Here is a 21,237-nt window from a genome sequence, read left to right as displayed (position 1 = left end):
GCGCACAAGTCTGACGCCAGGGCGCTGCTCTACCCCTCTCACCGATCCGGCCGCTGCGGCCACGGGAACGGAAGAGGGCTTATGTTCCGCACGTCGATCTCGCGCCTGATGATCACCATCCAGTCGGTGATGCTCGTCGGGCTCGTCTGCGCGGCGAGTTTCTCCGTCGTCAGCGCCGTCGGCGCGTGGCAGACCGCGACCGAGATCGAGAAGAGCGCCAGCACCAGCCGCGATCTCTTCCGCGCGATGGTCCGCTTCCGCGCCCCCATCGCCGACATCCAGACCGCCCTGATCGCAGAGGACGACCCGAGCGGCGTCATGCGCGAGACGCTGGCGCGCGGCGAGGCGAGCCTCGACACCGCGCTCGCGAGCCTTGCGAGGAGCGGGCACCCCGAACAGGCCGCGATGGTCGCCGACATCCGCCAGCGGGCGGACGCGGCGAACGGGCAGCTCACGCTGGTGAACCGCGAGGCCGCGAGGCCGCGGGCCGAGCGCAGCACCGTCTCCGTCGCGCCCTGGAGCGATGCGGTGAAGAAGGCGGTGGGCGGCATCTTCGCGGCCGACCGGAAGATCGCCGACACCGTGCGCCTCGTGGACCCGGAGGTCGCCGAGCTTCTCAACGCGCGCGACGCCGCCTGGCAGATTCGCGACTCCTTCGGCGGCCAGTGCGGCCTCCTGCGCGCCTTCGTCCCCACCGGCAAGCCGATGGACGCTACGGCGGAGGTGAAGTGGGCCGGCTTCAAGGGGCGTTACCAGCCGTGGATGGAGATCGCCTCCGGGATCGGCGCACGCGGCGCGGTGAGCGGCGACGTCGAGGCCGCGATCCGCACCATGCTCGGCGCGGTGACGGGCGCGCAGAAGGGCGTCGACGATCTCGTCGGCCGACTCGACGGCAGCGGCGCCGCCCCGATCGACAGCGCCGGCTTCACCGCCATCTGCAACGGCCCCTACAAGGAGATCTTCGCCCTCGCCGACCTCGCGCTCGACGAGGCGGTCGCGCTCGCCGAGGCGCGGCAGGGGACGGCCCTTTTCGCGATGATCGGCTCGGCCGCCTGGCTCGTCCTCGCGATCGCCGTCTCGATCGTCGGCCTCCTCGCCATCCGCCGCCGCTTCTCCCGCCCCGCCCACGCCCTCCTGCGCGCGATCGACCGGATGAGCGCGCGGGACTATTCGACCCCGGTCGAGGCGTCCGCCCACCCGGACGAGCTCGGCCGCATGGGCGCGGCGCTCGAAAACCTGCGCGAGAGCGCGCTGGAGGCCGCCCGCCTGGAGGCCGCCGCCGCCGAGCGCAGCCAGGAGGAGATGGCGCGGGCGGAGCGGCTGCGCGACCTCTGCACCACCTTCAAGAGCAGCGTCGGCGCCTCGCTCGCCGCCATCGCCGAGGCCTCGACCATGCTCGACGAGACGTCCGGCTCGATGGACGCCCTCGCACGCGGCGCGAGCGACCAGGCCGCCACCGTCTCGAAAGCGGCAGAGGAGACGGCCACCAACGTCGAGACCGTCGCCGCGGCGACGGAGGAGCTGTCCGCCTCCATCACCGAGATCTCGCAGCAGCTCACCTCCAGCGCCGACCTCGCCCACGCCGCCGTCGGTCAGGCCCGCACCACCAGCGACACGGTGCAGGCCCTCACCGACGCCGCGCAACGCATCGGCGACGTGACCGGCCTCATCACCACCATCGCCTCGCAGACCAACCTCCTCGCCCTCAACGCCACGATCGAGGCGGCGCGGGCGGGCGAGGCGGGGAAGGGTTTCGCCGTGGTCGCAAGCGAGGTGAAGCACCTTGCCGACCAGACGGCGTCGGCGACGGACGAGGTGACGGCGCAGGTCAGCCGCATCCAGCAGACCACCGCCGAGACCGTCACCGCGATCCGCACCATCACCGAGATGATCGACAAGATCAGCGCCGTCGCCTCCACGATCGCCGCCACCGTCCAGGAGCAGGGCGCGGCGACGGAGGACATCTCGCGCAGCGTCCAGCGCGTGGCGCGCGGCACGAACGATACCACGGACGCGATCTCCCACCTCGCGAACTCGAACCACAAGGCGGGGGCGGCGGCAGGCAAGGTCTCGACCGCCGTCACCGACCTCGTCGGCGAGCAGCAGGAGCTGCAGAAGACGGTGGAGACCTTCCTCGTCAGCGTGCAGGCGGCCTGAGGCTCACCCGGCGAGGTAGGCGCGGATCGCTTCCAGGAAGGTCGGCCCGAAATCCTTGAGCTTGCGCTCGCCGATGCCGTGGACGCCGCGCATTTCGTCGAGCGTCTCGGGCTTGCGGGAGGCGAGCTCCATCAAGGTGCGGTCGGAGAAGACGACATAGGCCGGCACGTCCCGCTCGTCGGCGAGGGTGCGGCGGAGCGCCTTCAGCGCGTCGAGGAGCTTCGGGTCATAGTCGGTCGGGAGCGGCTGGCCGGATTTCGGCGTCTTGTCCTTCAGGGACAGGGCGTCCTTGCGCAGCATGACCGTTTCCTGGCCCTTCAGGACGCGCCATCCGGCCTCGGTCATGCGCCACGCGTTGAACCGCTCGCGATCGGGCGTCGCGTAGCCGATCACGCCGAGCTGGCGGAAGATCGACCGCCACGCCGTGCGCGACTGGTCCTTGCCGACGCCGAAGGTGGGCAGCGCATCGTGGCCGTGCGTCTTCACCTTGTCCGACGCCTCGCCGCGCAGGACGGTGATGAGATGGTCCATGCCGAAGCGCTCGCGCGTGCGGACCACGGCGGACAGCGCTTTCTGCGCCAGCACCGTCCCGTCGAAGGTCTCGACCCCGCCGAGGCAGAGGTCGCAATTCCCGCATGGCTCCGACGCCTCGCCGAAATAGTCGAGGAGGACGACGCGGCGGCAGCGCGGCGCCTCGCACAGGGCGACGAGCGCGTTGACCTTCTGCCGCTCGATCTCCTTCTGCTCCTCGGACGCCTCCGACTCCTCGATCCACTGGCGGAACTGCCGGATCTCGCCGAAGCCGTAGAGGGTGTGGGAGGTCGCGGGCAGCCCGTCACGCCCGGCGCGGCCGATCTCCTGATAGTAGCCCTCGATATTCTTCGGCAGGTCCATGTGGAAGACGAAGCGCACGTCCGGCTTGTCGACGCCCATGCCGAAGGCGACGGTCGCCACCACGATCACCCCGTCCTCGCGCAGGAAGACGTCCTGGTTGTGGTCGCGCTCGGTCCGTTCCAGGCCCGCATGATAGGGGACGGCGTTGAAGCCCCGGCTCGCGAGGAAGGCGGCCGTCTCGTCCACGCGCCGGCGGGACTGGCAATAGACGACGCCCGACTCGCCCTGGTGCGCCTTGAGGAAGGCGAGGAGCTGGGCCCGCCCGTCCTGCCGCGCGGTCATCGCGAGGGAGATGTTCGGCCGGTCGAAGGAGCGCAGGAACACCTTCGGCGCCTTCACGAAGAGCCGCTCGGCGATATCCTCGCGCGTGATGCGGTCGGCGGTCGCGGTGAAGGCCACCGTCTGCTTGATGCCGAGGTCGCGCCGGACCTCGCCGATCAGCCGGTATTCGGGCCGGAAATCGTGGCCCCATTGGGAGACGCAGTGCGCCTCGTCGACCGCGAGCATCGCGAGCGGCGCGTCGCGCAGCCGCTCGATCATCTCGACCGAGGAGAGGCGCTCGGGCGAGATGTAGAGGAGCTTCAGTTCGCCCGACCGCGCGCGCTCCAGCGTGCGGCGGTTCTCCTCATAATCGTTGCCGGAGTTCAGCGCGGCGGCGGCGATGCCGAGCGCCTTCAGCGCCGAGACCTGGTCGCGCATCAGCGCGATGAGCGGGGAGACGACGATCGTCACCCCCGGCCGCATCAGCGCGGGAAGCTGGTAGCAGAGCGACTTGCCGCCGCCCGTCGGCATCACCGCGAGGACCTCCTCGCCGGCAGTCACCGCGCCGACGATCTCCTCCTGGCCGGGCCGGAAGGCGGAGAAGCCGAAGACGTCGCCCAGGATCTCGCCGGGCGGGCGCTTGTCGCCACCCGGCACCGAGGCGGCAGACCAGTCGAGCAGGTCGCTCACGCCAAAGGCTCGAAATGCTTCGACAATTTCAGTCCCTGCGCCTGATAGTTGGACTTCAGATCCGAACCATACAGCACGTCGGGCAATTCAGCCATACGTTCATACGCAAGGCGAGCCACAACCTGACCGTGCTCCAGGATGAACGGCACCTCGCGCGAACGCACCTCCAGCACCGCGCGCGCCGAGACATCCCGGCCGTGCCCGAAGCCGGGGTCGAAGAAGCCGGCATAGTGGACGCGGAACTCGCCGACGAGCGGGTCGAACGGCACCATCTCGGCCGCGTAGGCGGGCGGGATCGTCACCGCCTCGCGGCTCATGAGAATGTAGAACTCGTCGGGGTCGAGGATCAGGCGGCCGTCGCTCGACGTGATCGGGTCCCAGAAATCGGCCATCTTCAGCGCGTCGCGCCTGTCGACATCGATCAGCGCGGTGTGCCGCTTGGCGCGATAGCCGACGGGACCGCCGCGCGACTGGAGGTCGATCGTGAGGTTCAGCCCGTCCTGGATGCGCGCCTGCGGCACGGCGACGGGCGACTGCGCGTGGAGCGCGGTGAGCGCCGCATCGTCGAGCCGGGCGTCGCCGCGCCGGAAGCGGATCTGGCCGAGACGGGAGCCGGCGCGCACCAGGATCGGGAAGGTGCGCGGGCTGATCTCCACCGCGAGCGCGCCGTGGAAGCCGGCCGGAGCGGAATCGAACCCGCCCACCCCGTCGGCGATGACGCGGGTGAAGATGTCGAGACGGCCGGTGGAGCTCTTCGGGTTCGTGGAGGCAGCGATGTCGGCCGGCAGCGCGAGCTCTTCCATCAGCGGGACGAGATAGACGCAGCCCGTCTCCAGCACCGCGCCCTCGGACAGGTCGATGGTGTGGAGGGTGACATAGTCGACCTTGTCGGCGATCGCTTCTCCGGCGGCCGGCAGGAAGCTCGCGCGGATGCGGAAGGCCTTGCGCCCGAGACGCAGGTCGAGGCTCGCCGGCTGGAGCTGGTCCGGCAGGATCGCCTCGTCCGCCCGGATCGCGCCATCCCTGATCAGCGCCTCGATTGCCTGCCGCGGCAGGATGCCATCCGCCATTCGCGTCCCCCTCCCCTCACGCCTACCAGCCCGTCGGCCGCGGCGCACGTCCCACGCCTCGGTCTTCCCCGTCCTTCTGTGCCATAAGAGCCGCGGATGGTCGCAGAGGGGGCGGCGCGAGGCCGCGCCACGCCCTATATCGCCATCGGAACAGAAAGCGAGACCAAAGCGACACCATGGACGAGCGCAATTCGTTTTCGGGCCGCGCCACCCGCTATGCGCGGGTCGGCACCAACATGTCCGGCATCGCGGCGAAGATGATCGGCTCGCGCCTCCTCGGCAGCTCCATCGACCACGACAAGAACGCGATGGAGCTCGCCCGCGCCCTCGGCAATCTGAAGGGCCCGCTGATGAAGGTGGCCCAGCTCCTCTCCACCATTCCCGACGCGCTGCCGCCCGAATATGCGGCCGAGCTCGCGAGCCTCCAGTCGAACGCCCCGCCGATGGGATACCCGTTCGTGAAGCGCCGCATGGCCGCCGAGCTCGGGCCCGACTGGCTGAAGCGCTACCGCCATTTCGAGAAGGCGCCGGCGGCGGCCGCCTCACTCGGCCAGGTCCACCGCGCGGTGACGCCGGAGGGCGAGAACGTCGCCTGCAAGCTCCAATATCCGAACATGGACTCGGCGATCGAAGCGGACCTGTCCCAGCTCGGCCTCATCTTCAACCTGCACAAGCGGATGCGGCCGGGGATCGACACCAGCGAGATCCGCCGCGAGATCGCCGACCGGCTGCGCGAGGAGCTCGACTATGAGCGCGAGGCGCGCGCCGCCCGCCTCTATGCGCGCACCTTCGCCGGCGACGACACGATCCGCGTCCCGGCGGTGCATCCGGACCTGTCGACCCGGCGCCTCCTCACGCTCGGCTGGCTCGATGGCCGGCGGCTCCTCGAGTACAAGGAAGCGCCGCTCGAGACGCGCAACCGCATCGCCCGCGCCCTCTTCCGCGCCTACTGGCACCCCTTCGCCGATATCGGCGTGATCCACGGCGACCCGCACCTCGGCAACTACACGGTGTTCGAGGAGGGCGGCGAGGCGGCGGGCATCAACCTCCTCGACTATGGCTGCATCCGGATCTTCCCGAAGAGCTTCGTCCACGGCGTGGTCGACCTCTATGAGGGCCTCCTCCACGACGACGAGGCCCGCGTCGTCAACGCCTACGAGACGTGGGGCTTCCGCGGCCTGTCGCGCGAGCTGATCGAGGTGCTCAACATCTGGGCGCGCTTCATCTATGGGCCGATCCTCGACGACCGCGTGCGCACGCTCGCCGACGGCACCAAGCCCGGAGAGTACGGACGGCGTGAGGCCTTCTCGGTGCATCAGGCGCTGAAGGAGAAGGGGCCGGTGCTCGTCCCGCGCGAGTTCGTGTTCATGGACCGCGCGGCGCTGGGGCTCGGCGCGGTGCTGCTCCACCTCCAGGCGGAGCTGAATTTCTACGAGATTTTCCAGGAAGAGCTCGCGGCCTTCCCGCCCGCCGCGGTGGAGGAACGCCAGGCGGCGGCGCTCGACGAGGCGGGCCTGCCGCGTCCCTGACCGGCAGGAGAGACGATCAGAGACGCGGCTCCGCGCGGGAGCCCTGCCGCAGCGCCCGGTGAGCGCTGCGGGGAGATCAGGGCCCCGCCGGACGGGCGCGCGCGGCGATGACGAGGCCGGGCTCGCGAAAACCCATCGACCCCGTCACGGCGCACGCCCGGATGGCGCGGCGTGTGGTCCGCTCGCTCCGGCGTGCCGGAGTTTGCCTCAGGCGGCGGCCGCCGCCGGGGCGATCGCGTGGGCGATGCAGCCGATATGGCGAATGTCCGTCCCGCAGCAGCCGCCATAGACGGAGAGCGCGGGCAGCATCCGGCGCAGGTCCGCATAATCGGCCGCGAGCGCCATCGGGTCGCCGATATCGAGCGCCTCGCACTGGTCGAGCTCGGCGTGGGACATCGTCGACGCATTCGCCCGCAATCCGCCGATGCGCGAGGCGAACGGCCCATCCAGCCGGCGCATGAAGTGCTGCGGGTGCGCGCAGTTCAGCATGTAGTAGGCCGGCCCGGAATTGGTGCGCTCGTCGACCTCCATGATCGCGTCGCCGAGCTCCTGCCCGTCCGGCAGGCGTCCGTCCGTCTCGGTCGTGAAGGAGATCACCACCGGCATCCGCGCCCGCCGGGCCGCCATCACGATACCAACCGCCTCGTCGACATAGTTGATGGTGAGCGCCGTCACGAGGTCGGCGTTGACGAAGGCGGCGATCTGCGGGGCGTGATAGTCGGCCGCGTCCTCCGCCGACATCACGCGGGTCGGCTGGTAGCCGTCGCCGCGCGGGCCGATCTGGCCGGAGACGAGGGTCGCCATCATCGGATAGTTCGCCTCGATCTCGCGCATCAGCGCGATCGCCTCGCGGTTCACCGCGTTGATCTCGGACTGCGTGTAGCCGATCGATTCACCCCAGTCGGTGTTCGCCCGCCATGTCGGCGCCTCGAACACGAAGCCCATCCCATGCGCCTTCGCGAGGTCGGCATGCTCTCGATAATAGGCGCGAAGGCGGTCGCGCCCGGCCTCTTCCTCCACGAGCGGGAACGCCGCGAAGGCCGGCAGCTCGATACCGTCATGAAAGACAAGCGTCGTCTCCAGGCCGCTGTCGGTGAGATAGCGAACTCCGGGATTAAGCAGGCTGCTCATGAAACTCTCCGCAATTTTTGCCCGGCCCCGACGGCCGTTGCGGTGCGACAGGTTGGCTCGCCGGTGCCCTCCCGCAATGCAGATGTGCACAAAGCGCGCAGCCAATGCGTCAAAATGTGATCCACATCACAAATCGCAGGCGATCCGGGGCCGTTTCCGCCCCGAAAAGGACCCTGCTCCGCGCTTCGATGGGGGCCACAGGAATTTTATGACAAAGAGATGTCCCCACCCCCCTTTATCTCCGGAGCGGTGCTTGCTACATGAGCCCTGCCGCAAGGCGCTGACGCGGGGTGGAGCAGCCCGGTAGCTCGTCAGGCTCATAACCTGAAGGTCGCAGGTTCAAATCCTGCCCCCGCAACCAGTAACAGCGAACAAGCCGAGCCCTGTGCTCGGCTTCGCTATTTCTGGGCCTCGCACAGCGCCAAAACCCCAGCCGATCCGCCAATCCGCTCGATCGCGCGCCTGTCCTCGTCAGGGACGACGGATGGCCGACGGCACGCCTAGCCTGCGCACACCACGTTCAGGAATTTGTCGATCCGCTGGTTCATCGCGGCGGCCTGCGTCGAGAGGCTCCGGACCGACAGGAGCACGCCCTGCGCGGCACGCTCGGTCTCTTCCGAGTCCGCGCTCACCCCCCTGATGTCCTCGCTCATCGAGCGCGACCCCTGCTCCGCCTCGTGAATGTTGCGGGAGATCTCCGACGTCGCCGCGGATTGCTGGCGGACCGCCGCGGCGATGGAAGCGGCCGTCTCGTCGATCCGGGCGATGGTGTCGCGAATGACCTCGATCGCACCGACCGCGCCGCTCGTCTCGGATTGAACGTGCTGGATCTGTTTGCCGATCTCCTCCGTTGCCTTGGCCGTCTGCTCGGCGAGCGACTTCACCTCGTGCGCCACGACGGCGAACCCTTTGCCGGCCTCGCCGGCGCGGGCCGCCTCGATCGTCGCGTTGAGGGCGAGCAGATTGGTCTGCTCGGCAATCCCGCGGATCATGTCGACGACGCTGCCGATCTGCTGGGCGGCCCCGGACAATCCCTGAACCTGACGGTCCGCCCGGCTCACCTCGTCGACGGCGGAGCGCACGATCGTGGCCGAATGCGCGACCTGTGCGCCGATCTCGGCGGCGCTGCTCGCGAGTTCTTCGGTCGCCGCGGAGACTGTGCCGACATTCTCGAGCGATTGCTGTGCCGTCTCCGAGAAATGGCCTGACCGTCCGCGCGTGCGCTCCGAGATGTCGACGAGCGCGTTGGCCGTCGCTTCCAGCTCTTCGCTCGCGCCGATGACCGCGCCGACGACGTCGCCGACATCCTGGCGGAAGCGGGTTGCGACGTCGTTCAGCCCCTTGCGCCGCTCGTCCTCGCTGCGTTGGGCGAGCGCGCTGTTCTCCTGGCGCAGCCGCTCCGCCTCCAGGCTCTTCTGACGCAGGACCTCGACCGCGCGGGCCATTCGGCCAATCCCGTCCGTCCGGTTCATGTCGGGGACGACGATCCCGAGGTCGCCCTCGGAGATGGCGCCGACCGCATCCTCCATCCGGGTCAGCGACTTCACGATGCTGCGCGTGATGAAGAAGAGGAGCGGCATCAGGAGCGCCAGGGAGACGGCAAATGTCGTCAGCACCGAGTACAGCCCCGAGTCCGACGCCTCCTGCAGCGTGCCAAGGGCCGCGCTGAGAGCATTGTTGCCGGCGACGCGAACCGTGCTGAGGATCTCCGCCACGCGCTCGCCATTCTGGTCGATGACGTCGTCAAGCCTCGCGAAGGCCTCCGGACCGGCCTGGGACTGGATCGCCTTCGCGAGGTCGACCTGAATTCCGTTGGCCACCGGGTCGAAATCGGCGAGGAAATCGCTGGCCGCCGCTTGGATCCCCGCAAGCTGTGCCAACTGCTGGAGCGCCGGCACACCGGCGCGAATGGCGTCGATGGAGTTGCCGATGATCTCGAGCCGCTCCGGCTGGATGGCGCCCTCGTCCTTGTCGATGATGGAATCCATCGCCGCGAGCACCAGCTCGGTGTTGGCGAGCTGCATACTGGCGACGGTGTCGATGTTCTCTTGCAGCACCCGGCTGACGTCTGTTGCGTGGATGACAGAGCGCGCCTGGACGACCTGTATGACGCAGAATGCGCTTAGCGCGGCAATCGCGCACACAGCCATGACGGCCATGCGAGCAGAGAGCGAAATTCGATTCATCATCGGCTGAGACCACTGCCAGGAACGGTCCACGCAAATTGACGATATTCGCTTCCGCGAGGCTGAGGTGCCGCCCATCCCGGAGCGGCGGAGCGTCATTTCAGGCTTGCTGCGATGAGAATGCGGCGAGGCACCTCCGCCGGTTCATCGCCTCCCCCCTCCCGCAAAACGCAAAACGGCGGCCCGGAGGCCGCCGCTGCGTCGCTGGTCGGCGTGGCCGCCCTACACGAACGCCACGTCGCTTTCGCGCAGCAGGTAGAGCTCCACGTCGCGCAGGGTGAGGGAATTGTCCTCGTCGACGGTGATGACGACGTTGCCGCCCACCTGGTCGGCCGCGTCCATGAAATCGTCGAAGTCCTCGAACACGTCGGTCGAGATGCGCAGCACGTCGTTGTTGAAGGCGAAGAGGCCGAAATCGGCGATCACGTCGTGGCCGAAATCCGCCCCGAACTCGAAGACGTCGGCGCCGAGGCCGCCGCGCATCGTGTCGTTGCCCTCGCCACCGATGAGGACGTCGCGCCCGAGCCCGCCATTGAGGAGGTCGTTGCCCGCACCGCCGGAGAGGACATCGTCGCCGACCCCGCCGCGCAGCACGTCGCGGCCAGCACCGCCCTCGACGGTGTCGTCGCCGCGACCGCCGGAAAGGATGTCGAGCCCGCCATTGCCGCGCAGGAGATCGTTGCCGCGCGTGCCGGTCAGGATGTCGAACCCGTTGCCGCCCTCCTGGACCGAGTCAGGCGGCGTGCCCTCCTCCACGTCGAGGACGTCGATGGTGAATTCGAGCGAGGTCGACGCGCCCTCATCGTCCTTCGCCTCGATGAGGAGGTCGACGGACTGGATGGTCTCGTAGTCGATCCCCGCCGCAAGGCGCAGCTCGTTGCCGACGATCTCGAAATAGGAGCCGGGATTGTCGAGAATCGCGTAGGTGATCGGGTCGCCCTCGGCGTCGGTCGCCGACAGGAGGCCGATCAGCGTGCCGACCGCCGCATCCTCGGAAACCGTGTTCGCCGAGAGGGAGAGGCCCGTCGGTGCGGTGTTCTCGCCCGGCGTGTCGATGGTGCCGTCGGAGAATTGCAGCTTCTCGATATTGGCGAGGGTGTCGGTGCCGTCGCGGTCGGAGACGAGGTCGACGACGGTGGTCGTGCCGTCCTCGTTGTAGGTCAGCTCATAGTCCGAGCGGGCACCCGCGAAGACGGCCGTGTCCTCGCCTTCGCCGCCATCGAGCGAGTCGTCGCCACCATTGCCGGTGATCGTGTCGTCAAAGATGGTGCCGGTGTAGGCATCGCCCGCCGCGGAGCCGCGGAAGTCCTGGGCGTAGGCGGCGAGGGTCGCCTTCACGAACTCGATGTCGCCCGGATTGCTGCCGTGGAGGCCGTACATCCACGCCTGGGCGACGATCTGCGTCTCGCCCTCGATCCGGTTCATCAGGCTGGAGTCGTTGTAGAGGTCGAGCCCGGTGATGGTGACTTCCGGGTCGTTCAGCTCCGGCGTCCCCGTCGTCACGCCGAGGCCGAACGCCATCTCGGTGATCGAACCGGAGACGACGTGGGCGTCCTCCCCGCTGATCGGGTCGGTCCAGTTGTAGACGAGATCCGAGCCCTTCAGCGAGATCATCGTCCCGTCGCTGGTGTTCGCGTAGAGGAACTCGGAGGACGGGGTCTCGGGCGACCAGCCGGTCCCGGCCGGCAGGAAGCCCGGCAGGCCCGGCACGATGTTGGCGAAGGCGTCGTCGAGATAGGTGTTCCAGTCGACGCCGCCATTGGTCTCGGCGAGCGCGGTGTCGGCGTCGATCACGATCGTGCCGCGCGCCTCGATGCCCTCGTCGGTCGCCTCCGGCGCGTCGAGGACATGGACCTGGAAGGTCTTCTCGTAGGAGACGCCACCGGCGTCCGTCGCCTTGATCGTCACCTCCTGGATGGCGGCGGTCTCATGGTCGAGCGGGCCGTTAACCGTCAGGAAGTAGTAGGGGTTGCCGCTTGCCTCACCGAGGGTGACGGAGAAGAGGCCGCCCGCATCGTCGGTCAGCTCCACCGTCTCGGGCGTGAAGCTCGCGTCGAAGGCGTAGATGAAGCCGATCTGCGTGCCGACCGGCGCATTCTCCATGATGGCCGTGTAGTCCTTGCCGGTCGGCACGGACGAGACCTTGAACGGGTCGTCGAGCGCGGTGATCTCGATCGTCTCGACGGTTTCGTTGCCCTCCGAGTCCGTCGCCTTCACCACGAGATCGTAGACGCCGCCGGACGCCTCGTGATCGAGCGTGTTCTTCAGGACGACGGCGACCGAGCCGTCCTCCAGCGTCTTCAGCGCGAACTTCGAGTTGTTGTCGCCCTCGCCCGCGACCAGCGACCAGGTGATGTCGTCGCCTTCCGGATCGGTCGCCGACAGGATGCCGACGGTCGAGCCCGTGCGCGCCGATTCCAGGAGCTCGGTGTTGGAGAGGGTGATGTTCTCGGGCGCGGCGTTGCCGCCGATCCACTCGCCCGTCGCGAAGTCGTAGGCGCGGTCGTCGAACTGGGCGAACTCGATATTCTCGAGCGTGACGGTCGTGCCGCCATTCGTCAGCGTGTAGAGCGTGCCGGCGACCGGGGTGATCGTCCAGTCGGTCGACTGGCCGGCGAGCGTGACGGTGTCGCTCCCCTCACCGCCGTCGAAATCGTCGTCGCCGCCATTGCTCGCGATCGTGTCGTCGAATTCGGTGCCGGTGTAGGTGTCGGCGCCGGCCGAGCCGACATAGTTCTGCGCGTAGGTGGCGAGGAAGTCGTAGATCGCGGCTGAATCGGCGGCGAGGAACGCGTTGTAGAGCGTCATCACGTGGTTGTCTTCGGTCGCGCCCGTGCCGGCGGCGACGTCGATATCGAACCCGCTGATACGCAAGAGCTCCTCGAGGCCCTGGATCTTGCCCGCCTCGCCGGTGCCTTCGGTCGCGGTCGTCGTGCCGTCGATCCAGTTGCCGAAGACGAGCGCGTCGACCGAGCCCGACAGGGCGTGCGGATAGGACTGGCCGTAGTGGATCCAGTCATAGGCGAGCGACTCGCCTTCCAGCACCGCGCGCACGGCGGAGTCGGTGTACTTGAACGCGACCTCGTCGCCGTTCACATAATACGTGCTGCCATACAAGTTGTCGGGCGTGCCGCCGTAGAAGTTGTAAGCACCACCGGTGAGCCCGCTTATATAATCGGTGATGAACGTGTCGTAGTTCATCCCGGCGGTGGACGACGACGCGTCGATCGTCAGAATTGAGCTTGTAACAGCCATGGTGACAGCTTCCATTCGGTGGTTTTATTGAAATCGGTGGGGGCGATCGGCGGGCGTGCAGCGGACGCGCGACGACCGGTCCGGGCCGGCGATCAGCCGTTCCCGGAGGAAGCCACGCTCACTTCGCACGCCGCCGGAACTCGGGCGGAACTCGGGCGGACGCGGCGCTACTGTTTCGGTTTTCGCCGATAGGGACGGACGCGGACCGGCGGCCGGGCCACGGCACGCGCCGCGGCCGGGCCCTCGGGCCGTGATGGGTTCGTCGGTTTCGCGATGGTCCGTGACATGATTCAGCAAAAATGCAGAAGGAACGAAACCTTCCTATACGCATCAAACTGCGAGTCAATACATAAAATTACAATGTATATTGAACATATACTATGTAATTCGTGATCTGAACGTTTTACAGATAAGAATATCCGCTCAATTGATTTCGGATTGCAGCAGATCCAGATTTTGCAAACATCCACATGAATTCAAACGTACGCCCTGGAACCGCTCCAGTTGGCGAGGGCAGTGGCGCGCGAGCCTAAGGGATGCGATGGGAGACGGGCCGCTCCGAACGGATGGCGGGGAAGACAAGGACGCCGTCACGCGGCGGAAGAGATGTGACCGAACACACCAAAGGCGTGCTCATCACCATGGTGGGCGTCCTCGCGATCGCGCCCGACTCGCTGCTCATCCGGCTGATCGACGCCCCGCACATGACCGTCGTCTTCTGGCGCGCGGCGTTCGCGGCGGTCGCGATCCTCACCGCCGTCACCCTCTTCTATCGCGCGCGCACGCCCGCGATCCTACGCGGGCTCGGCGTGAAGGGGCTCGGCTATGCCGTGTTCACGAGCCTCGGGACGACGCTCTTCGTCCTCGCCGTGCAGCTCACGGCCGTCGCGAACGCGGTCTTCATCATCAGCCTCGCGCCGGTCTTCGCCGCGATCGTCAGCCGGATCTTTCTCGGCGAGCGGATCTCGCGGCGCGTCGCGGTCACGATCGGGCTGACGATCGTCGGCGCGGCGGTCATCGCGCACGGCTCGTTGTCGGTGGGGGGCGAGGCGCTTGTCGGCGACATCCTGGCGCTCGGCGCGGCGGCGATGCTCGCCTCCGCCTTCACCGTCGCGCGCGCCGCGCGATCGATCTCGATGGTGCCGGCGGCCGGGGTCGCCTACGTCATCACCTCGCTGACGTCGCTCCCCTTCCTCACGCTCGGCTCGATGCAGGGGCCGGACTGGCTGTTCGCCGCGCTGCTCGGCCTCGTCTTCATCCCGATCGGGGCGAGCCTGATGGCGCTCGGGCCCCGCTACATCTCCTCCGCGGAGGTCTCGCTGCTCCTCCTCCTGGAGGCGGTGATCGCCCCGCTCCTCGTCTGGGGCATCATCGGCGAGACGCCGCACCCCGCGACGCTCGCCGGGGGTGCGATCCTGCTTGTCGTCCTCGCGGGGTCGAACGCCCTCGCCTTGCGACGCCGGCGCGCCCCGCCGGCGTCCGTCCCGACGAGCGTTACGGGATAGCCGCGATCGTCAGGAACGCGCCGAAGATCACGAGGTGGACGCCGCCCTGAAGGACGGTCGTCCGCCCCGTGCCGAGGCTGACGACGCTCGCGAAGAGGGTGAGAGTCAGGAGCACCACATGCTCGGCCTCGAGACCGAGGATGAGGTCGATCCCGAGGAAGATCGACACGAGGCCGACCGCCGGGATCGTGAGCCCGATGCTCGCGATCGCGGACCCCAGCGCGAGGTTGAGCGCGCCCTGGAGCCGGTCCGCCTTCGCCGCGCGAAAGGCCGAGAGCCCCTCCGGCAGGAGGACGACGGCGGCGATCACCACGCCGACGAACGCCGCAGGGAGGCCCGCCGCCATCACGCCCGCCTCGACCATTGGCGACAGCGTCTTCGCCAGCAGGATCACCGAGACCAGCGAGACGAGGAGGAGGACGCTGCTGACGAGGAACGTCTTGAAGGACGGCACCGGGTGGTCGCCGGCCGGGTCGCCCGCGTCGAGGAAATATTCGCGGTGCCGCACCGTCTGCACGAAGAGGAAGAGCCCGTAGAGGGCGAGGGAGGCCGCGCCCACGACGAGGAGCTGGGCGGTCGAGTAGACCGGGCCCGGCACCGCCTCGGTGTAGTTCGGCAGGATGAGGGCGAGGGTCGCGAGCGTGCCGAGCACCACCAGCGCGCCGCTCGCGCCGCCGACATTGAAGAGCTGCTCGTGATAGCGCAGCCCGCCGATGAGGAGGCAGATGCCGACCACCCCGTTCAGCACGATCATCAAGGCGGCGAACACGGTGTCGCGCGCGATCTCGGCCCCGCCCCCCTCCGTCGTGAACATGATCGAGACGATCAGCGACACTTCGATCACCGTGACCGCCACCGCGAGGACGATCGAGCCGAACGGCTCACCGATCCGGAGCGCCACGATCTCCGCGTGATGCACCGCCGAGAACACCGACCCGCCGAGCAGCGCCGCCGCGGCGATCGCCACGATCACGTTGGTCGGGTCGACCATGTGGAGAAATTTCGCACCGATCATCGCCAGGGCAAGAAGCGGAAAAATCCAGGTCCAGCGGGGCAGCATCCCCGTTGCGTGTGGGTCGGTGATGGTCGTGTCCTCCGTCAGGGGTGCGCTCGATAATCATGCGGCGGCCGTGCGGTTCCGGCAGCCGTACGCGCCGGGACGCGGCCGGGCCCTGCCGCCGCCTCCCGGTGTGGTTGCTTCTTGTCCGCCCGCAATCGCCCATTCGGCTAGCATGTTTGCTTCGACTGGTCGACGGCCGCGCATGCCTGGACGGGCGCGGACGCGGGCGGATTGGCTGGATCCGAACAGACTCGAAAGGAAAGTCGGTCTAGATGGTCCGTACAACCGCAACGTGACGATACCGAGACCGATGACCGAACCCCTCTATCGCGGGATGGACCGTGCCGAGCTCGACCGCCAGTACACGGCGCGTGCGACCGTCCCAAATGTCGACCTCTATATCGACGCCTACAAGGAGCGGACGGACGAGGCAAAAGCGCTCACGAGTCCCATCCTCGACGTCGCCTTCGGCACGAGCGCGGACGAGACGTGCGACATCTATCCGGTCGACGACATCACCGACGCGCCGGTCTTCGTGTTCATCCATGGCGGCTACTGGCGCGCGCTGTCGAAGGACCATGGGGGCTTCATGGCGCCGGCGCTCGCGGCGGCCGGGATCGCCACCGTCTCGGTGAATTACGGCCTCGCCCCGGCGGTGAATCTGGAGGAGATCGTCGCCCAGTGCCGGCGCTGCCTCGCCTTCCTCCACCGCGAGGGCGCGCGCTACGGGCTCGACCCGTCGCGCATCGTGGTCGGCGGCTCGTCGGCGGGTGGGCATCTGGCGGGAATGATGGTGACGGGACGGTGGCACGGCCTCTATGGCGTGCCGGTCGACATCGTGAAGGCGGCGATGCCGATCTCCGGGCTGATGGATGTGGAGCCGATGCGGCTCTGCCACGTGAACGACTGGCTCTCGCTCGACGCCGCGCGCGCCGCAGCCCTCTCGCCGCAGCACCTCATCGAGGGGAGCCCCTCGCAGGCGCCGGTCGTCGCCGCGGTCGGCGGGCTCGAGACGAGCGAGTTCCGCCGCCAGACGCACGATTTCGCCAGCGCATGGGCGGCGTCGGGCCGCCGCGCCCATTCGATGGAGGTCCCCGTCCGTAACCATTTCGACGTGATCTTCGACCTCGCCGACCCGGACACCTCCCTCTATGCCGAGCTTCTGAGCCTCTTCAGCGAGAGCAGGCGCGCGGGCTGAGGCGCGCCCCGGCCGCTCAGCTCTCCGGCAGGCCGACGAGGACCTTCCCGTCCTCGATCTTGACCGGATAGGTTGGGACGGCCTCCTCGGCGGGCTCACCCTGCGGGGAGCCGTCGCGAATGTCGAAAAGGCCCTGGTGGAGCGGGCATTCGATCAGGCAGCCGTCGAGAAAGCCGTCCGACAGCGTTGCCTGGCCGTGGCTGCACACGTCGTGGACCGCGTAGATCTGGCCTTCGTGGGGGCAGAGCGCGATCGGGCGCCCTTCGATCTCGACCGGCAGCGCGATCCCGCTGTCGAGCGACGTGACCTCCGAGAGATCCGCCGCCACCGTCCACTTGAGGTCGGCACTCATCCGCCCCTCCCCGTTGCCATTGCCAGGCCAAGTGGTTCCAGATCGCGCGGCGGGGGGCAACCGCCAATCGCCGCAATTCAACGGCGATCGGCCGGGGCGAGAGGCGGGCGCGCGCCCGCCGGCCTATTCGGCGGGCTCGTTGGCGGCGACCTTGCCGCGCTCGTGCGCCGCCTTGGTGCGGGCCTGAAGCTCGCGCAGCACGGAGAGCTCCTCGTCGGTCGCGGGCGCCGTCTCCGTCACCTCCAGCCCCACCTTGTCGGCGTAGCAGACCGGCCAGCCGACCGTCTCCTCGAGCGCGGCGCGGGTGACGCCCGGATGGAGGCTCACCACGGTGAACTCGGCGCGACGCGCGTCGAACCCCTCGTCGTGGGCGCTGCGCCCGTCCTTGTCGAGCATCGTCCAGAGGGCGAGGTCGGTGATGAGGCGGGTCGGGCCTTTGGTCTCGACATCATAGGTGCGGCGCGTCTCGCCGGGCGCGCCGTGGCCGAGGCTCGTCACGAAGTCGATCGTCTTCACGAAGGCGCGCTTGGCCTGGCGCGCGGTGATGAAGATCTCCTGCGCCTGGGTCGCGATCTCCGGTGCGCCGCCGCCGCCCGGCAGCCGCACCTTCGGCTTCTTATAGTCGCCGATGACGGTGGTGTTGATGTTGCCGCGCGCGTCGAGCTGCGCCGCGCCGAGGAAGCCGATGGTGACGCGCCCGCCCTGGAGCCAGTAGCGGAACATCTCCGGCACCGAGACGGTGGTGAGCGCGGTGTCCGACAATTCGCCGTCGCCGATCGAGAGCGGCAGCACGTTCGGCCGCGTGCCGATCGTGCCCGACTCGTAGATCAGCGTGATATCCGGCGCGTGGGTCAGCCGGGCGAGATTGCAGGCGGCCGACGGCGCGCCGATGCCGACAAAGCAAACGTCCTTGGCGGTGAGCAATCGCGAGGCGGCGATCGTCATCATCTCGTTGGGCGTGGCGGTCATGCGGCGCTCCTCAGTCCGGCGACGCGGTCGGCGAAGACGCCCGGCGTCACGTTGAGCACGTTCTCCTCCATCCACGCGTGGAAGCGGTCGCGGTCGGCGGAGATCTCATCCCACGCGATGTAGTCGGCATTGTCACGGATATAATAGCCGGACGTGTAGGACGGGTGCGCCCCGCCCGGCACCCTCGCCACCGCCGCGATGCACCAATGCGGCAGCACGCACGCATTGGGGCTGAGATTGAGCGCGCGCAGGTCGTCGACGACCTCCTCGACGGTGACGATCGCCGTCTTCGCCGCGAGCACCGCCTCCTTCTGGATGCCGATGATCCCCTCGATGAGGACGTTGCCCTGCCGGTCCGCCTTCTGGGCATGGATGATCGTCACGTCCGGCCGGTTCGACGGGATCGCGGCGAGCTCCTCGTGGGTGAAGGGGCAGGTGATGGTGCGGATGTTCGGGTTGACGCGGGCGAGCTCGGCACCGCGATAGCCGCGGAAGATCGCGCACGGCAGGCCGGCCGCGCCCGCCTCGTAGGCGTTCGCCATCGCGGCGTGCGAGTGCTCCTCGTACGCGATCGGCTGCGGCCACCCGTTCTCGATCGCATCGCGCGTGCGGCGCAGGAGCCCCGCCCCCGGATTGCCGACATAGGAGAAGATCATCTTCTTCACGAGGCCCATGCCGACCATCTGGTCGTAGAGCACGTCCGGCGTCATGCGGATGAGCGTCAGGTCGCGGCGGCCCTGGCGGATGATCTCGTGCCCGGCGGCGAAGGGAATGAGGTGGGTGAAACCCTCGAGCGCGAGCGTCTGCCCGTCGCGCACATGGGCGGCGACCGCCGCCTCGAGGGAAAGATGCTCAGCCAAGGTGGATCCCCGCTTGTCTTGTTCGATGCGCGAAAGGGCGGATCGAGCGGGAGGCGCGGGGCGCGACATGGCCCACAGGCTCTCGTCCGGATCCCTTGACCCCTTCCGCGCGTTCGCATAACGAACATTGGTATCTATAGTCAACAAGCTTTGCGCGTCCGCATCAAGGGCTCGCGGCGCGCCGACGGAGACCATGAACCTTTCCACCGGATCGTCCCGCCCGATCGCCGCCGCGACGCCCGCGTCCGGGCGTCCGCGCACGGCCGTAGCCGCCGCGCGGGACGAGACGGGCGCGGGCTCGCTCGCGAAGGGGCTCGCCGTCCTCAGCCTCTTGTCGCGCACGCAAGGGGGGCTGCGGCTCAGCGACGTCGCGACCGAGCTCTCCTTCGCCCGCGCGACCGCGCGCCGCGCCCTCCTCCAGCTTTGCGAGCTCGGCTATGCGCGGCAGGAGGGGCGACTCTTCTATGCGACGCCGCGCGTTGTGGCGCTCGCGGTCGGCCAGCTCGGCGCGCACAATCCGTGGGAGGCGGCGATGCCGGTCCTCACCGCCCTTTCGCGCGAGATCGACGAGAGCGTCTCGATCGGCATCCTCGACGGCACGGACGTCTGTTATGTCGCCCGCGCCGCGACGCGGAAGATCCTGTCGATCTCCCTCTCGGTCGGCTCGCGCCTGCCGGCGGCCCACACCTCGATGGGCCGCGTTCTCCTCGCCGGGCTCGACGAGGCGGGGCGCGCGCGCGTCCTCTCCCAGTGCGACCTCGCCCCGCCGACCCCGCACGCCGCGCCCAACATGGCCGCGATCCTGGAACGGATCGAGGCGGGTGCGCGGGCGGGATACGTGATCGTGGACCAGGAGCTGGAGCACGGCCTGCGCTCGGTGGCGGTGCCCATTCGCGACGCGCAAGGGCGCGTCGTCGCAGCGCTGAATGTCGGCACCTCGGCGGCGAACCATTCGACCGAGGCGCTCGCCGAACGCTTCGTCCCGCGCCTCAGGCGCGCGGCGGACGAGATCGGACACATCATGTCCCGCGCGGCGGCATAGCAGGGCCGCGCGCCCGGACCCTTGGCCGAAGCGGGCCGGATCTTGCATCAAGACATCGAACAGCCCAGATGGGCCCCCAGTTTGGAGAAAGAGCGCCGTGAAGGCTGACCCTCACGCCAAGGGCCGCGTCGTGCAGGCCGGTGTCCCCCTCGTCTCGGCCCGCATGGCCGTGGTGATGGCGCACGGTCGCGGCGGCACGCCCGACGACATGATCCGCCTCGGCATCCTGCTCAACGCGCCGGACGTGACCTACGTGTCGCTGGAGGCGGTGGGCCAGTCCTGGTGGCCGGACAGCTTCCTCGCCCCGCTCGGCGTGAACCAGCCGTTCGTGTCGAGCGCGCTCGCCGCGATGGAGCGTGCGGTCGCGAACCTCAACGCAGCGGGCCTTTCCGACGAGCAGATCGGCGTGATGGGCTTCAGCCAGGGCGCCTGCCTCGCGCTGGAATACACCGCGCGGTCCGGACGCAAGCTCGCCTTCGCGGCAGGCCTGTCCGGTGGGTTGATCGGCACAGGCGAGGCCGGCGGGGAATATCTCGCAGAGTTGTACGGCAACACCGAGAAGAAATTCGAGTATGGCGGCAACTTGAGCGGAACTTCCGTTTATCTGGCCTGCCATGAAGAGGATCCGCATATTCCTCTTGCACGGGTGCAGACCTCGGCGCGGATATTCAAGCGCAAGGGTGCGAAGGTGAAGGTCGAAATCCTTCCCGGCGCCGGCCATGGGATCGTTCCCGAAGAGGTGGACGTGGTTCGCGGCTTCGTAAGCGCGAAGGCCTGAGTAGTTAGGCAACACAAAACTTGCATACGCATAGAGTTTCGGGACACGAGACCCTTGCGATTTCGCCAATCCTGTGCATATTGAGCAGCAAGGCAGAGACGGACGAGCGTGGCTGTGTGCGACGAACGTCCGTGCCGGTGTGGTGCAGAAGGGCACTCACCGCGAGGGTGTTTCGGCGCCCCATCTGACCAAACAATGACAGCATGAAGACGCGTCGTGACGTTGTAGTCGGCGACGCACGAAAGACGACGTTTGATACAATTTTCGGAACTCGGCCTTGCCGAGCCCATCCTTCGGGCA

Annotated in this window: 15 protein-coding genes and 1 tRNA gene; 7 read left to right on the top strand and 9 right to left on the bottom strand. The window is 68.3% G+C overall.

Annotation, left to right across the window (positions count from 1 at the left end; genetic code table 11):
• Positions 1–81 precede the first annotated feature (81 nt).
• Complete coding sequence (locus DBV35_RS30940) at positions 82–2,157, top strand: methyl-accepting chemotaxis protein (protein WP_108658384.1); 2,076 nt, start codon at positions 82–84, stop codon at positions 2,155–2,157.
• A 3-nt stretch (positions 2,158–2,160) separates the two neighbouring features.
• Here DBV35_RS30940 and recQ read toward each other — a convergent pair whose 3' ends face one another.
• Positions 2,161–4,002, bottom strand: coding sequence for a DNA helicase RecQ (gene recQ / locus DBV35_RS00900; protein ID WP_205648405.1), 1,842 nt, complete (start codon positions 4,000–4,002; stop codon positions 2,161–2,163).
• The gene (locus DBV35_RS00895) at positions 3,999–5,072 is read right to left on the bottom strand and encodes a 2'-deoxycytidine 5'-triphosphate deaminase (RefSeq protein WP_108658383.1); all 1,074 of its coding nucleotides are present in this window, start codon (positions 5,070–5,072) and stop codon (positions 3,999–4,001) included. Before DBV35_RS00895 ends, recQ begins: the two co-directional genes overlap by 4 nt.
• A gap of 176 nt (positions 5,073–5,248) precedes the next feature.
• On the opposite strand from DBV35_RS00895, the gene DBV35_RS00890 reads away from it, so the two are divergent.
• Positions 5,249–6,601, top strand: a complete 1,353-nt coding sequence (locus tag DBV35_RS00890; RefSeq protein WP_108658382.1) for an ABC1 kinase family protein — start codon at positions 5,249–5,251, stop codon at positions 6,599–6,601.
• Between the two features lie 207 nt (positions 6,602–6,808).
• Here DBV35_RS00890 and DBV35_RS00885 read toward each other — a convergent pair whose 3' ends face one another.
• Positions 6,809–7,732 (bottom strand): homocysteine S-methyltransferase family protein, encoded by a 924-nt coding sequence (locus tag DBV35_RS00885; RefSeq protein WP_108658381.1) that lies wholly within the window; start codon positions 7,730–7,732, stop codon positions 6,809–6,811.
• Positions 7,733–8,016: 284 nt separating this feature from the next.
• Here DBV35_RS00885 and DBV35_RS00880 point away from each other — a divergent pair.
• Positions 8,017–8,093 (top strand) — tRNA-Met (locus tag DBV35_RS00880).
• A gap of 139 nt (positions 8,094–8,232) precedes the next feature.
• Here the strand turns inward: DBV35_RS00880 and DBV35_RS00875 are convergent.
• Complete coding sequence (locus tag DBV35_RS00875) at positions 8,233–9,789, bottom strand: methyl-accepting chemotaxis protein (protein WP_170134857.1); 1,557 nt, start codon at positions 9,787–9,789, stop codon at positions 8,233–8,235.
• A 351-nt stretch (positions 9,790–10,140) separates the two neighbouring features.
• Positions 10,141–13,173 (bottom strand): cadherin domain-containing protein, encoded by a 3,033-nt coding sequence (locus tag DBV35_RS00870; RefSeq protein ID WP_170134856.1) that lies wholly within the window; start codon positions 13,171–13,173, stop codon positions 10,141–10,143.
• A 608-nt stretch (positions 13,174–13,781) separates the two neighbouring features.
• On the opposite strand from DBV35_RS00870, the gene DBV35_RS00865 reads away from it, so the two are divergent.
• Positions 13,782–14,678, top strand: a complete 897-nt coding sequence (locus tag DBV35_RS00865; RefSeq protein WP_108658378.1) for a DMT family transporter — start codon at positions 13,782–13,784, stop codon at positions 14,676–14,678.
• Here DBV35_RS00865 and DBV35_RS00860 read toward each other — a convergent pair.
• Positions 14,668–15,738, bottom strand: a complete 1,071-nt coding sequence (locus DBV35_RS00860; RefSeq protein ID WP_108658377.1) for a calcium:cation antiporter — start codon at positions 15,736–15,738, stop codon at positions 14,668–14,670. The genes DBV35_RS00865 and DBV35_RS00860 overlap by 11 nt on opposite strands.
• 310 nt (positions 15,739–16,048) lie before the next feature.
• Between DBV35_RS00860 and DBV35_RS00855 the strand changes: the two genes are divergently transcribed.
• Positions 16,049–16,936 carry an alpha/beta hydrolase gene (locus DBV35_RS00855; RefSeq protein WP_108658376.1) on the top strand — a complete coding sequence of 296 codons (888 nt, stop codon included), beginning with the start codon at positions 16,049–16,051 and terminating at the stop codon, positions 16,934–16,936.
• Positions 16,937–16,952: 16 nt separating this feature from the next.
• On the opposite strand, the gene DBV35_RS00850 is transcribed toward DBV35_RS00855, so the two are convergent.
• From DBV35_RS00850 to DBV35_RS00840, 3 genes are all read right to left on the bottom strand, one after another.
• The gene (locus DBV35_RS00850; RefSeq protein ID WP_108658375.1) at positions 16,953–17,288 is read right to left on the bottom strand and encodes a non-heme iron oxygenase ferredoxin subunit; all 336 of its coding nucleotides are present in this window, start codon (positions 17,286–17,288) and stop codon (positions 16,953–16,955) included.
• 123 nt (positions 17,289–17,411) lie between these two features.
• Positions 17,412–18,257: a CoA-transferase subunit beta gene (locus DBV35_RS00845; RefSeq protein ID WP_108658374.1), complete on the bottom strand. Its 846-nt coding sequence runs from the start codon at positions 18,255–18,257 to the stop codon at positions 17,412–17,414.
• On the bottom strand, positions 18,254–19,117 hold the full coding sequence (locus tag DBV35_RS00840; RefSeq protein ID WP_108658373.1) for a CoA transferase subunit A: 864 nt from the start codon (positions 19,115–19,117) through the stop codon (positions 18,254–18,256). The genes DBV35_RS00845 and DBV35_RS00840 overlap by 4 nt, the downstream gene beginning before the upstream one ends.
• 193 nt (positions 19,118–19,310) lie before the next feature.
• Between DBV35_RS00840 and DBV35_RS00835 the strand changes: the two genes are divergently transcribed.
• Both DBV35_RS00835 and DBV35_RS00830 read left to right on the top strand, forming a co-directional pair.
• On the top strand, positions 19,311–20,159 hold the full coding sequence (locus tag DBV35_RS00835; RefSeq protein WP_108658372.1) for an IclR family transcriptional regulator domain-containing protein: 849 nt from the start codon (positions 19,311–19,313) through the stop codon (positions 20,157–20,159).
• Positions 20,160–20,256: 97 nt separating this feature from the next.
• Positions 20,257–20,937, top strand: a complete 681-nt coding sequence (locus tag DBV35_RS00830) for an alpha/beta hydrolase (protein ID WP_205648403.1) — start codon at positions 20,257–20,259, stop codon at positions 20,935–20,937.
• The last annotated feature ends 300 nt before the right edge of the window (positions 20,938–21,237 follow it).

The organism is Acuticoccus kandeliae (genome assembly GCF_003073115.1).
The sequence above is the reverse complement of the archived record's forward strand: the minus strand, read 5'-3'. Positions and strand labels throughout refer to the sequence as shown.